This is a genomic window from Knoellia sp. p5-6-4, from assembly GCF_029222705.1.
Lineage (GTDB): Bacteria > Actinomycetota > Actinomycetes > Actinomycetales > Dermatophilaceae > Pedococcus_A.
In genome coordinates this window covers 305,655-319,104 of record NZ_JARGZF010000002.1, presented here as the reverse complement: position 1 = coordinate 319,104, position 13,450 = coordinate 305,655, and the positions used below count along the sequence as shown (strand labels likewise).

Here is a 13,450-nt window from a genome sequence, read left to right as displayed (position 1 = left end):
CCGCTCTGCATAGGTTCGCGCTCGCCTGTATAGTCATGCACATGATCCGGGCAGCGGTGGCAGGAGCGAGCGGCTACGCCGGGGGTGAGATCCTCCGGCTCCTCCTCGGGCACCCCGAGGTCGCAGTCGGGGCCGTCACCGCCGCCTCGAGCGCGGGGCAGCGGCTCGGAGCCGTCCACCCGCACCTCACGCCGCTGGCCGACCGGGTGGTCGAGGACACCACCGCGCAGACGCTCGCCGGCCACGACGTGGTCTTCCTGGCCCTGCCGCACGGGCACTCCGCAGCCCTGGCGGCGCAGCTCCCCGACGAGGTCGTCGTCATCGACTGCGGGGCGGACTTCCGCCTGCGCGACGAGGCGGCCTGGACCTCGTTCTACGACACCCCGTATGCCGGGTCGTGGGCCTACGGGATGCCTGAGCTGTGCGTGGGGGCGGACGGCAAGCAGCGGGCCGAGCTGCAGGGCACCCGCCGCGTCGCGGTGCCGGGCTGCTACCCCACCGCCGTCAGCCTCGCCCTCGCGCCCGGCTTCGCCGCCGGCCTGCTCGACCCCGACGACGTCGTCGTCGTGGCGGCCTCTGGCACCTCGGGCGCCGGCAAGTCGCCCAAGCCGCACCTGCTCGGCGCCGAGGTCATGGGCTCGATGTCGCCCTACGGCGTGGGCGGGGTCCACCGTCACACGCCGGAGATCGAGCAGAACCTCTCGGGCGTCCGCGGTGACGACGTGACCGTCTCGTTCACCCCGACGCTGGCGCCGATGCCGCGCGGCATCCTCGCGACCTGCACGGCGCGCCTCGCCGGCGCTGGTGACGTCCGCGCCACCGACGTCCGTGCGGCGTGGGAGAAGGTCTACGCCGAAGAGCCGTTCGTGCACATGCTGCCCGAGGGGCAGTGGCCCTCGACCGCCGGCGTCCTCGGCAGCAACAGCCTGCACGTGCAGGTCACGCTCGACGACCGCACCGGACGGGTGGTGGCCGTCGCGGCGGTCGACAACCTCACCAAGGGCACGGCCGGCGCCGCCGTGCAGTGCCTCAACCTCGCGCTCGGCCTGCCGGAGACCACCGGCCTCCCCCTGGCGGGGGTGGCCCCGTGACCCTCGGGATGCACCTCATGCGCCACGAGGCGCCGATCGCCTTCGCCCGTCTCGCCGCCGGCGAGGAGCCCTCGTGGGACTGGCGCACCGGGCCGCTCAGCTCGATCACCTACACCGACAGCGAGACCTCGGTCGTCTGCGCCTTCGACGCCGTCCCCGAGGGCGTCGTCAAGCAGGGACCGCTGGTGGGTTTCGAGATCGCCGGGCCCCTCGACTTCACCATGGTGGGCGTCCTCTCCGGTCTGCTCGAGCCGCTCGCCCGGCAGCGCATCAGCATCCTGGCCCTGTCGACCTACGACACCGACTGGATCCTCGTCGACGCCGAGCGCAGCGACGACGCCGAGAAGATCTGGAAGCGCGGCGGGCACGCCGTCGCGCCGGCCCGCCTGAGCGGAGGTGCGTCGTGAGCGTCACCGCCCCCCAAGGCTTCCGGGCGGCCGGGGTCGTTGCAGGCCTGAAGACCAGCGGCGCGCCCGACGTCGCCCTCGTCGTCAACGACGGGCCCGACCACCACGGCGCGGCCGTCTTCACCAGCAACCGGGTGGAGGCCGCACCGGTCACCTGGTCGCGCCAGGTCGTCACCGACGGCCGGGTCGACGCCGTGGTCCTCAACTCCGGTGGAGCCAATGCCTGCACGGGTCCGCAGGGCTTCGCCGACACCCACCTCACGGCCGAGCACGTCGCGGAGGTGCTGGGGGTCTCCGCAGGCGACGTGGTCGTGTGCTCCACCGGGCTGATCGGCGAGCTGCTGCCGATGGAGCGCCTGCTGGCCGGCGTCGACTCGGCTGCCGCGGGCCTGGACGCCGACGGTGGGCCCGCCGCGGCCACCGCGATCATGACGACCGACACGGTGAGCAAGCAGGCGCAGGTCCAGCGCGACGGCTGGAGCGTCGGCGGCATGGCCAAGGGCGCGGGCATGCTGGCCCCAGCCCTGGCCACCATGCTGGTGGTTGTCACGACCGACGCGGTGGTCGAGGCTGCCGACCTCGACGACGTGCTGCGCGCAGCCACGGCGGCCACCTTCGACCGCATCGACTCCGACGGCTGCCAGTCGACCAACGACACCGTGGTGCTGCTGGCCTCCGGGGCCTCGGGTGTCCGCGCGACCGCTGGCGACCTGGCCGAGGCGGTGAGCGAGGTGTGTGCGAGCCTGGCGCGCCAGCTCATCGCCGACGCCGAGGGCGCCCACCACGACATCGCGATCGCGGTGCGTTCCGCGGCCACCGAGGCCGACGCGCTCGAGGTCGGACGGGCGATCGCCCGCAACAACCTCTTCAAGTGCGCGGTGTTCGGCAACGACCCCAACTGGGGCCGGGTGCTCGCGGCCGTCGGCACCACCCGGGCGGCCTTCGACCCGCACCAGCTCGACGTCTCCATCAACGGTGTGCAGGTGTGCCGGGCCGGCGGTGTGGGGGAGGACCGCAGCCTGGTCGACCTCACCGGCCGCGAGGTGCACGTCCTCGTCGACCTGCACGCCGGCACCGAGTCGGCCACCGTGTGGACCAACGACCTGACCCACGACTACGTCCACGAGAACTCGGCCTACAGCTCATGACCGCACCCACCAGCGCCGCGCAGCCGGCCCAGCCGGGCCCGGCCGCGCGCAACACCGTCCGCGGCACCATCGACGCCGCCGCCCTGCGGGTCGCCCAGTCCAAGGCGCAGGTCCTCGTCGAGGCCCTGCCCTGGCTGGAGCGCTTCCGCGGAGCCCTCGTGGTCGTCAAGTACGGCGGCAACGCCATGACCGACGACGCCCTGAAGGCCGCGTTCGCCCAGGACGTCGCCTTCCTGCGGTATGCCGGGCTGCGCCCCGTCGTCGTGCACGGCGGCGGTCCGCAGATCGCCGAGATGCTCGGCCGCCTGGGGCTGGAGAGCGAGTTCAAGGGCGGCCTGCGGGTCACGACGCCCGAGGTCATGGACGTGGTGCGGATGGTGCTCACCGGCCAAGTGGGGCGCGAGCTCGTGGGCCTGCTCAACCAGCACGGTCCCGTGGCCGTCGGCCTCTCCGGCGAGGACGCCAGCCTCTTCGGCGCGCGCCGCCGCTCCACCGTCGTCGACGGCGAGGAGGTCGACCTCGGCCTCGTCGGCGACGTCGAGACGGTCAACCCCTCTGCGGTGCGCGACATCCTCGACGCCGGCCGGATACCGGTGGTGTCGACGGTGGCCCCCGACCTCGACGCCGACGGCCAGGTGCTCAACGTCAACGCCGACACCGCGGCCGCGGCCCTGGCGGTGGCGCTGCGGGCGCACAAGCTCGTCGTCCTCACCGACGTGGAGGGTGTCTACGGCGACTGGCCCGACCGCGACTCGCTGCTGTCGGAGCTGTCCGTCTCCGGCGCCAAGGGCCTCCTGCAGAAGGTCGACGCAGGCATGATCCCCAAGCTGGAGGCGTGCGTGCGCGCCGTGGAGCAGGGCGTGCCGCAGGCACACGTCGTCGACGGCCGGCAGCCGCACTCGCTGCTGCTCGAGGTGTTCACCTCCGAGGGCATCGGCACCATGATCGTCCCCGACGCCACGGACCAGCCCCACCACGACGACCAGCCGGAGGAGGACCGCTGATGGGCGCGCGCAACGACGAGCTGCTGGCGCGCTACGAGCGTTCGGTGATGGGCGTCTTCGGACTGCCGCCGCTGGTGCTCGACCACGGCGCCGGCTGCGATGTCTGGGACGTCGACGGCCGCCGCTACCTCGACCTCGTCGGCGGCATCGCCGTCAACGCCCTGGGCCACGGCCACCCGAGCCTGGTGAGCGCCGTCTCCAAGCAGGCGGCCGAGGCGATCCACATCTCCAACCTCTTCACCTCCGAGGCCCAGATCGCCCTGGCCGAGCGCCTGATCTCGGTGGCTGGGGCGCCCGAAGGCTCGGCCGTGTTCTTCTGCAACTCGGGCGCCGAGGCCATCGAGGCGGCGATCAAGCTGAGCCGGCGCACCGGTCGCACGGGTCTCGTGGCCGCCGAGGGCGCCTTCCACGGCCGCACCACCGGTGCTCTCGCGCTGACGCACAAGCCGGCCTACCGTGAGCCGTTCGAGCCCCTCATCCCCGGCGTGCGGCACGTCCCCTACGGCGACGAGGCCGCGCTGCGCGAGGCCGTTTCCGACGAGACTGCCGCAGTGGTCCTGGAGCCCCTCCAGGGCGAGGCGGGCGTCCTCAGCCCGGGCACGGCATACCTGCGCCTCGCGCGGGAGGTGACGCAGGAGCACGGCGCCCTGCTGATCCTCGACGAGATCCAGACCGGAATCGGCCGCACCGGCACGTGGTTCGCGTTCCAGCAGGCCGGTGTCGTGCCCGACGCCGTCACGGTGGCCAAGGGCCTCGGTGGGGGCGTGCCGATCGGTGGGCTCATCGCGTTCGGCGACCACAACGCCCACCTGCTCACCGCCGGCCAGCACGGCTCGACGTTCGGCGGGAACCCGCTGGCCGCAGCGGCGGGGCTGGCGGTGCTCGACACGATCGAGTCCGAGGGCCTGCTCGAGCACGCGCGAGTGGCGGGGGAGCACCTGGCGGAGGCGGTGCAGGCCCTGGGCCACCCGCTCGTCACCGGGGTGCGCGGCGCCGGCCTCCTGCGCGCCATCACCCTGGCCGAGGCGGTCGCGCCGCAGCTGGCGGCCTCCGCGCGCGAGGCCGGCTTCATCGTCAACCCCGTCGCGCCCGACGCCATCAGGCTCGCACCCCCGCTCGTGGTGAGCCTCGAGCAGCTCGACTCCTTCGTCACGGCGCTGCCCGCACTCCTCGACGCCTGCACGACGCCCAGCCCGGAGGACACCCCATGACCCGCCACTTCCTGCGTGACGACGACCTCAGCGCGGAGGAGCAGCGCAAGGTGCTGCGCCGGGCGGCCGCGCTGAAGGCCGACCCGTACTCGGACCGGAGCCTGGCCGGCCCGCAGTCGGTCGCCATCCTCTTCGACAAGCCGACCCTGCGCACCCAGGCGTCCTTCACCGCCGGGGTGGCGGCCCTCGGCGGCTACCCGATGGTCGTCGACGGCCGGCTGGCCGGCATCGGCGAGCGCGAGTCCATCGCCGACACCGCCCGCGTCCTCGGGCGGCAGACGTCGCTCATCGTGTGGCGCACCTTCGGCCAGGACCGCCTCGAGGAGATGGCCCGGCACGCCGGGGTGCCCGTGGTCAACGCGCTGACCGATCACCTCCACCCCTGCCAGGTGCTCGCCGACCTGCTCACCGTGACCGAGCACAAGGGCCAGCTGCCGGGCCTCACGCTCGCCTACCTCGGTGACGGGGCCAACAACATGGCCCACTCCTACCTGCTCGGCTGCGCGCTGGCGGGCCTGCACGTGCGCATCGGCGCCCCCGCCGGCCACCAGCCCGACCCCGCGGTGCTGGCCCGGGCCAAGGAGATCGCGGACGAGCAGGGCGGCTCGGTCACCGTCACCGACGACCCGCAGGCCGCTGCCGCGGGCGCCGACGTGCTCGCCACCGACACCTGGGTCTCGATGGGCCAGGAGGAGCTCAAGGACGCCAAGGCCGGCAAGGGAAGCCCGTTCGTGCCGTACTCGCTCACCGGCGCCCTGCTCGGGCACGCCGAGCCCGACGCCATCGTGCTGCACTGCCTGCCGGCCTACCGCGGGCTCGAGATCGCCGCCGACGTCATCGACGGCCCGCAGTCGGTCGTGTGGGACGAGGCCGAGAACCGGCTGCACGCCCAGAAGGCACTGATGTCCTTCCTCCTCGAGGTGTCCTCATGACCGTCGCGACCAGCCGCACCGGGCGCCAGCGGCGCATCGTCGAGATCCTCGGCCGCACCGCGGTGAAGTCGCAGTCCGAGCTGCTCGACCTGCTCGCCGCCGACGACATCGAGGTCACGCAGGCGACGCTGTCGCGCGACCTCGTCGAGCTCGGCGCCGTCAAGGTCCGCTCCGGGCGTGCCCTCGTGTATGCCGTGCCGGGGGAGGGCGGCGACCGCACCGCTCGCCCCGCCCAGGACGGCCAGGAGGTGTCGGCCCGGCTGAAGCGGCTCTGTGAGGAGCTGCTCGTCTCCGCAGAGGCGTCGCACAACCTCATCGTGCTGCGCACCCCGCCCGGTGCCGCGAACTTCCTCGCCTCGGCGATCGACCACGTCGACCAGAAGGACATCCTCGGGACCATCGCCGGCGACGACACCATCATGGTGATCACCACCGGGCCGGCGGCCAGCGAGGAGATCGCCCGCCTGTTCCTCTCGCTCGCGGACAACCGCGAGTAGCCAGCCCACCAGCCCCAGACCAGACCGCAGACCGCAGCAACACAAGGAGAAACCCGTGACCGAGCGCGTAGTCCTCGCATACTCCGGAGGCCTCGACACCTCCGTCGCCATCGGCTGGATCGCCGACGCCACCGGAGCCGAGGTGGTCGCCGTCGCGGTCGACGTGGGCCAGGGCGGGGAGGACCTCGAGGTCATCCGCCAGCGCGCCCTCGACTGCGGTGCGGTCGAGGCCTACGTCGCCGACGCCAGGGACGAGTTCGCCGAGGAGTACTGCCTTCCCGCGCTGCAGGCCAACGCCCTGTACATGGACCGCTACCCGCTGGTGTCGGCCCTGTCCCGCCCGGTCATCGTCAAGCACCTCGTCACCGCGGCCAAGGAGCACGGCGCGACCGTGGTGGCCCATGGCTGCACCGGCAAGGGCAACGACCAGGTCCGCTTCGAGGCCGGCATCTCCAGCCTGGTGCCGGAGCTGGCCTGCATCGCGCCGGTCCGCGACCTCGCCCTGACCCGCGACAAGGCGATCGACTACGCCGAGAAGCACAGCCTGCCGATCGAGACGAGCAAGAAGAACCCCTACTCGATCGACCAGAACGTCTGGGGTCGCGCGGTCGAGACCGGCTTCCTCGAGGACATCTGGAACGCCCCGATCGAGGACCTGTACTCCTACACGAAGGACCCGGCCCGCCAGCACGACGCCGACGAGGTCCTCATCACGTTCGAGGCCGGTGTCCCCGTGGCCATCGACGGCAACAAGGTCAGCGTGCTCGAGGCCATCCAGCAGCTCAACGAGCGCGCCGGCAACGCGGGCGTCGGGCGTCTCGACATGGTCGAGGACCGCCTCGTCGGCATCAAGAGCAGGGAGGTCTACGAGGCGCCGGGGGCCATCGCCCTCATCACCGCCCACCAGGAGCTCGAGAACGTCACGCTCGAGCGTGAGCTGGCCCGCTACAAGCGCGGGGTGGAGCAGCGATGGGGCGAGCTCGCCTACGACGGCCTGTGGTTCAGCCCGCTCAAGCGGTCGCTCGACGCGTTCATCGCCTCCACCCAGGAGCACGTCAGCGGCGACATCCGGATGACCCTGCACGGTGGCCGCGCCACGGTCACCGGCCGCAGGTCCGACAGCAGCCTCTACGACTTCAACCTGGCCACCTACGACGAGGGCGACACCTTCGACCAGTCGCTGGCCAAGGGATTCATCGAGCTGCACGGCCTGTCGAGCAAGATCGCCGCCGCCCGCGACCAGCGGCTCGCGCAGGGCTGACGTGGTGGTCAGCCCTGAGGAGGGGAGCGGTGTGGGCGCTGCGGCAGGTGCCGAGCGGGTGAGCCTGTGGGGTGGCCGGTTCGCCGGCGGCCCTGCGGACGCGCTGGCCGCGCTGAGCAAGTCGACGCACTTCGACTGGCGGCTCGCGCCGTACGACATCGCCGGTTCCCGGGCCCACGCCCGGGTGCTGCACCGGGCGGGGCTGCTGGACGACGCCACCCTCGAGGCGATGCTCGACGCGCTCGGCCGGCTGCTCGCCGACGTGCAGTCGGGGACCTTCGCGCCCGCCGAGGACGACGAGGACGTGCACACCGCCCTCGAGCGTGGCCTCATCGAGCGGGCAGGGTCCGAGGTCGGCGGCCGGCTGCGCGCGGGCAGGTCGCGCAACGACCAGGTCGCGACCCTGTTCCGGATGTACCTGCGCGACCACGCCCGTTCCGTGGCCGCGCTGGTGCTCGACGTGGTCGACGCCCTCGTGCAGCAGTCGCAGCGGCACCTGTCGGTGCCGATGCCGGGGCGCACCCACCTCCAGCACGCCCAGCCGGTGCTGCTGGCGCACCACCTGCTGGCGCACGCCTGGGCGCTGCTGCGCGACGTGCAGCGGCTGCAGGACTGGGACGCCCGCACGAACGCCTCGCCCTACGGCTCGGGGGCCCTCGCCGGCAGCTCACTCGGCCTCGACCCGGAGGCCGTTGCCACCGACCTCGGCTTCGCCACCTCCGTCGAGAACTCCATCGACGGCACGGCCTCGCGCGACTTCGTCGCCGAGTTCGCGTTCGTCGCGGCGATGACGGCGGTCGACATCTCCCGTCTCGCCGAGGAGGTGGTGCTCTGGGCGACCAAGGAGTTCTCCTTCGTCACGCTCGACGACGCCTACTCCACGGGGTCGAGCATCATGCCGCAGAAGAAGAACCCCGACGTCGCCGAGCTCGCGCGGGGCAAGGCCGGTCGCCTCGTCGGTGACCTGGCCGGGCTGCTGACGACGCTGAAGTCGCTGCCGCTCGCCTACAACCGCGACCTGCAGGAGGACAAGGAGCCGGTCTTCGACGCCGTCGACACCCTCGAGGTGCTGCTGCCGGCCTTCGCGGGCATGGTGGCGACGATGGAGTTCAACACCCACCGACTCGCGTCGCTTGCCCCGCAAGGCTTCTCGCTGGCCACCGACATCGCGGAGTGGCTGGTGCGCGAGGGCGTGCCGTTCCGGGTGGCCCACGAGGTCGCCGGGGCCTGCGTCCGGGCGTGCGAGCAGCGTGGCATCGAGCTGTGGGACCTCAGCGACGACGACCTCGCGTCCATCTCGCCACACCTGAACCCCGGTGTCCGGGAGGTGCTCAGCGTGCAGGGCTCACTGGCCTCCCGCGACGCCAAGGGCGGCACGGCCCCCGACCGGGTGCGTGAGCAGCTGGAGGCGGTGACCGCTGCCACCGCCTCCGCCGGGGCGTGGGCCGCTGCAGCGGTCAGCGTCCGCTGAGATGCCTCTCGGCCCGGCCCTGCCGCGGGAGTTCTTCCGCGAGGACGTGCTCGACGTCGCCCCCGCACTGCTGGGGGCGACGATCACGCACGCCGGCGTCACCGTCCGGCTCACCGAGGTCGAGGCGTATGCCGGGGAGCAGGACCCGGGGTCGCACGCCTTCCGTGGTCCCACCCCGCGCACGGAGGTCATGTTCGGCCGGGCCGGTCACCTCTACGTCTACTTCACCTACGGCATGCACTGGTGCGCCAACGTCGTGACCGGCACCGAGGGGGAGGCCAGCGCCGTGCTCCTGCGCGCCGGTGAGGTCGTCGACGGCCACGCGGTGGCCGCGGTCCGGCGCGCCGGCATCGCGCAGCGCGACTGGGCTCGTGGGCCGGCCAGGCTGGCCTCGACGCTGGGGCTGCGGGGCGAGCAGACCGGTCTCGACGCGTGTGATCCCGACCGCCCCGTGGCCTTCCACGCGCCGCCCGAGCACGTCCCCGCCAGCCGCATCCGCACCGGACCTCGGGTGGGCGTCGCGGGAAACGGTGGTGACGCCGAGCGCTACCCGTGGCGGTTCTGGCTCGACGGCGAGCCGACCGTGTCGGTGTACCGCCCCGCGAAACCGCGTCGCAGGCGAGTCGAGGCATAGGGCAGGCTTGGCACTGCGCCGGGCACCCGGCACACCCAGGACGAAGGAGCACAACAACCGTGAGCGACATCCTCGACGAGCTGCAGTGGCGGGGGCTGGTGGCGCAGACCACCGACGAGTCCGCGTTGCGCGAAGCACTCGCCGACGGGCCGATCACGCTCTATTGCGGCTTCGACCCCACAGCACCGAGCCTGCACATCGGCAACCTCGTGCAGCTCATCACCATGCGCCACCTGCAGCGGGCGGGGCACCGGGTGCTCTGCCTGGTCGGCGGGTCCACCGGCCTCATCGGTGACCCCAAGTCGACGTCCGAGCGCGACCTGCACGACGCCGACACGGTGGCCGACTGGGTCAAGCGGATCCAGCAGCAGGTGCAGCCGTTCCTCGACTTCGACGGCGACAACCCGGCGGTGATGGTCAACAACCTCGACTGGACGGCGCCGCTGTCGGCGCTGGAGTTCCTGCGCGACATCGGCCGGCACTTCCGGGTCAACCAGATGATCAAGAAGGACGCCATCTCCGCCCGGCTCAACACCGAGCAGGGCATCTCCTACACCGAGTTCAGCTACCAGCTGCTGCAGGGGATGGACTACCTCCACCTGTTCCGCGAGTTCGGCTGCACGCTGCAGACCGGGGGAGCCGACCAGTGGGGCAACCTCACCGCCGGGTCGGACCTGATCCACCGGGTCGAGGGGAAGTCGGTCCACCTGCTGACGACGCCGTTGATCACCAAGGCCGACGGCTCCAAGTTCGGCAAGACGGAGTCGGGCACGGTGTGGCTGGACCCGGAGATGATGTCGCCGTACGCCTTCTACCAGTTCTGGATCAACGCCGAGGACGCGTCGGTGATCTCCTACCTCAAGGTCTTCACCGACCGCGGGCCCGAGGAGATCGCCCGGCTCGAGCAGTCGCTGGCCGAGAAGCCGTTCCTGCGCGAGGCGCAGAAGGCGTTGGCCGCGGACGTCACGACCCTGGTGCACGGGGCCGAGCACACAGCCGCGGTGCAGGCAGCCTCGGAGGCGCTGTTCGGAAAGGGCGACGTGACCTCCCTCGACGAGGGGACGCTGGTCGATGCCACGGCGGAGCTGCCGGGGGCGGAGGTGCAGGTCGGCACCTCGGTCGTCGACGCGCTGGTGGCGGCCGGGCTGGTGGAGTCGCGCAAGGCGGCGCGTCGTGCCATCGACGAGGGCGGGGCGTCGGTCAACAACGCGAAGGTCACCGACACCGAGGCCGTGCTGGGGGAGGGCGACTTCCTCCACGGCCGGGTGGCCCTGCTGCGCCGGGGACGCAAGTCGCTGGCAGCCGCACGGCGATCGACCTGAGCAGGAGCAGCCACGACGGAGGGGCCCGGTGTTGAGCGCGCACACCGGGCCCCTCCGTCACAAGGCCCGGCCGGGGGGTCCGAGGCCCCGCAGGCCGCTGACCTGCGGATTTGTCTTTCTCGTCGGGCTCCCCGTAATGTTCTCTTCGTCAGCCCGACAGGGAGGAACGGACACCACCGCGGTCACCACCGCGAAGCAGGCCGGTCCCGGGGCAGACAACCACCAGACCGAATCACCCGGTACCGATGTCGGTCGGATCCGCCGGGCGGTCACTCTGGCGCCGAGCGCGAGAGGGTGGAACGCCAGGCTGCGCAACCAGGCTCCGCAGAGCGGATTTGGAAGCCGGCCGGGTGAGGAAGTACCTTAGATGAGCCCCGGACGCCGAAGCGAAATGCTGAAGCAGAAGGTGCGCGTCCGAACCTTGAGAACTCAACAGCGTGTCAAAAATCGATGCCAATTACCTCGTCTCGAGGGGTGTCTGAACCAGCTTGATGGTTGGGGATGTGCTTTTCGATTCGATTTTCCTTTGGTTGACAACGATCAAACAGCGATCTCGCTGGTTGTTCTTGCTCAGCTAGTGATTTAAACCCTTTACGGGTTCTGGTTTCCGCGCCTGGTCTTTTGGGCTGGGTGTGGTGCTGAACATCAATGGAGAGTTTGATCCTGGCTCAGGACGAACGCTGGCGGCGTGCTTAACACATGCAAGTCGAACGGTGACCCGAGAGCTTGCTCTCGGTGATCAGTGGCGAACGGGTGAGTAACACGTGAGTAACCTGCCCCAGACTCTGGAATAACCCCGGGAAACCGGAGCTAATACCGGATATGACACCAATCCGCATGGGTATGGTGTGGAAAGTTTTTCGGTCTGGGATGGACTCGCGGCCTATCAGCTTGTTGGTGAGGTAACGGCTCACCAAGGCGACGACGGGTAGCCGGCCTGAGAGGGCGACCGGCCACACTGGGACTGAGACACGGCCCAGACTCCTACGGGAGGCAGCAGTGGGGAATATTGCACAATGGGCGAAAGCCTGATGCAGCGACGCCGCGTGAGGGATGACGGCCTTCGGGTTGTAAACCTCTTTCAGCAGGGAAGAAGCGCAAGTGACGGTACCTGCAGAAGAAGCACCGGCTAACTACGTGCCAGCAGCCGCGGTAATACGTAGGGTGCGAGCGTTGTCCGGAATTATTGGGCGTAAAGAGCTTGTAGGCGGTTTGTCGCGTCTGCCGTGAAAATCCGAGGCTCAACCTCGGACTTGCGGTGGGTACGGGCAGACTAGAGTGTGGTAGGGGAGACTGGAATTCCTGGTGTAGCGGTGAAATGCGCAGATATCAGGAGGAACACCGATGGCGAAGGCAGGTCTCTGGGCCACTACTGACGCTGAGAAGCGAAAGCATGGGGAGCGAACAGGATTAGATACCCTGGTAGTCCATGCCGTAAACGTTGGGCGCTAGGTGTGGGACCCATTCCACGGGTTCCGTGCCGCAGCTAACGCATTAAGCGCCCCGCCTGGGGAGTACGGCCGCAAGGCTAAAACTCAAAGGAATTGACGGGGGCCCGCACAAGCGGCGGAGCATGCGGATTAATTCGATGCAACGCGAAGAACCTTACCAAGGCTTGACATACACCGGAAACATCCAGAGATGGGTGCCCCGCAAGGTCGGTGTACAGGTGGTGCATGGTTGTCGTCAGCTCGTGTCGTGAGATGTTGGGTTAAGTCCCGCAACGAGCGCAACCCTCGTTCTATGTTGCCAGCGCGTTATGGCGGGGACTCATAGGAGACTGCCGGGGTCAACTCGGAGGAAGGTGGGGATGACGTCAAATCATCATGCCCCTTATGTCTTGGGCTTCACGCATGCTACAATGGCCGGTACAAAGGGCTGCGAAACCGCGAGGTGGAGCGAATCCCAAAAAACCGGTCTCAGTTCGGATTGGGGTCTGCAACTCGACCCCATGAAGTCGGAGTCGCTAGTAATCGCAGATCAGCAACGCTGCGGTGAATACGTTCCCGGGCCTTGTACACACCGCCCGTCAAGTCACGAAAGTCGGTAACACCCGAAGCCGGTGGCCCAACTCGCAAGAGGGGGAGCCGTCGAAGGTGGGACTGGCGATTGGGACTAAGTCGTAACAAGGTAGCCGTACCGGAAGGTGCGGCTGGATCACCTCCTTTCTAAGGAGCACTGGTCGCGCGAGCGATCCAGAGCCCGGTCTGTCCCCGAGTGTGGGGCAGCGGGTGCTCAAGGGTGGAACATCGATTAGTTGGCGCCGGCTGTCGGCTGCCTCGTTAGTACAAGCTCGCCCCTGTGGGGTGGGCAGTGGAACGCGGGTGGTGGGCAGGTGGTGCCTGGCACGTTGTTGGGTCCTGAAGGCTCGGGCGTAAGCTTGACCTTCGGGCCGGTTTGAATCGGCCTTGGACCCTCGCTCGCGGTCGAACCGCCATGTCTGCTCCTCGTTTGGGGGGTGGGGGTGGTAGG

At 70.1% G+C, this 13,450-nt stretch carries 11 protein-coding genes and 1 rRNA gene; all 12 read left to right on the top strand.

From position 1 onward, the window contains the following. Positions 1-41: 41 nt before the first annotated feature. Positions 42-1,091: an N-acetyl-gamma-glutamyl-phosphate reductase gene (argC, locus tag P2F65_RS12955; protein ID WP_275808299.1), complete on the top strand. Its 1,050-nt coding sequence runs from the start codon at positions 42-44 to the stop codon at positions 1,089-1,091. Further along, the gene (locus tag P2F65_RS12950; RefSeq protein ID WP_275808296.1) at positions 1,088-1,498 is read left to right on the top strand and encodes an ACT domain-containing protein; all 411 of its coding nucleotides are present in this window, start codon (positions 1,088-1,090) and stop codon (positions 1,496-1,498) included. The genes argC and P2F65_RS12950 overlap by 4 nt, the downstream gene beginning before the upstream one ends. Then, the gene (gene argJ, locus P2F65_RS12945) at positions 1,495-2,646 is read left to right on the top strand and encodes a bifunctional glutamate N-acetyltransferase/amino-acid acetyltransferase ArgJ (RefSeq protein ID WP_275808293.1); all 1,152 of its coding nucleotides are present in this window, start codon (positions 1,495-1,497) and stop codon (positions 2,644-2,646) included. The genes P2F65_RS12950 and argJ overlap by 4 nt, the downstream gene beginning before the upstream one ends. Continuing rightward, positions 2,643-3,650 (top strand): acetylglutamate kinase, encoded by a 1,008-nt coding sequence (argB, locus tag P2F65_RS12940; RefSeq protein WP_275808290.1) that lies wholly within the window; start codon positions 2,643-2,645, stop codon positions 3,648-3,650. The genes argJ and argB overlap by 4 nt, the downstream gene beginning before the upstream one ends. Next, the gene (locus P2F65_RS12935) at positions 3,650-4,861 is read left to right on the top strand and encodes an acetylornithine transaminase (protein WP_275808287.1); all 1,212 of its coding nucleotides are present in this window, start codon (positions 3,650-3,652) and stop codon (positions 4,859-4,861) included. Before argB ends, P2F65_RS12935 begins: the two co-directional genes overlap by 1 nt. Then, positions 4,858-5,793, top strand: a complete 936-nt coding sequence (gene argF / locus P2F65_RS12930) for an ornithine carbamoyltransferase (RefSeq protein WP_275808284.1) — start codon at positions 4,858-4,860, stop codon at positions 5,791-5,793. The genes P2F65_RS12935 and argF overlap by 4 nt, the downstream gene beginning before the upstream one ends. Then, positions 5,790-6,290 (top strand): arginine repressor, encoded by a 501-nt coding sequence (locus P2F65_RS12925; protein WP_275808281.1) that lies wholly within the window; start codon positions 5,790-5,792, stop codon positions 6,288-6,290. The genes argF and P2F65_RS12925 overlap by 4 nt, the downstream gene beginning before the upstream one ends. A gap of 55 nt (positions 6,291-6,345) precedes the next feature. Then, positions 6,346-7,551: an argininosuccinate synthase gene (locus P2F65_RS12920; protein WP_275808278.1), complete on the top strand. Its 1,206-nt coding sequence runs from the start codon at positions 6,346-6,348 to the stop codon at positions 7,549-7,551. Between the two features lie 31 nt (positions 7,552-7,582). Continuing rightward, positions 7,583-9,022, top strand: coding sequence for an argininosuccinate lyase (gene argH / locus P2F65_RS12915; RefSeq protein ID WP_275808275.1), 1,440 nt, complete (start codon positions 7,583-7,585; stop codon positions 9,020-9,022). A gap of 1 nt (position 9,023) precedes the next feature. Then, on the top strand, positions 9,024-9,656 hold the full coding sequence (locus P2F65_RS12910; protein ID WP_275808271.1) for a DNA-3-methyladenine glycosylase: 633 nt from the start codon (positions 9,024-9,026) through the stop codon (positions 9,654-9,656). 59 nt (positions 9,657-9,715) lie between these two features. Then, positions 9,716-10,978 (top strand): tyrosine--tRNA ligase, encoded by a 1,263-nt coding sequence (tyrS, locus tag P2F65_RS12905; protein ID WP_275808268.1) that lies wholly within the window; start codon positions 9,716-9,718, stop codon positions 10,976-10,978. A 645-nt stretch (positions 10,979-11,623) separates the two neighbouring features. Beyond that, positions 11,624-13,146, top strand: a 16S ribosomal RNA gene (locus P2F65_RS12900). The last annotated feature ends 304 nt before the right edge of the window (positions 13,147-13,450 follow it).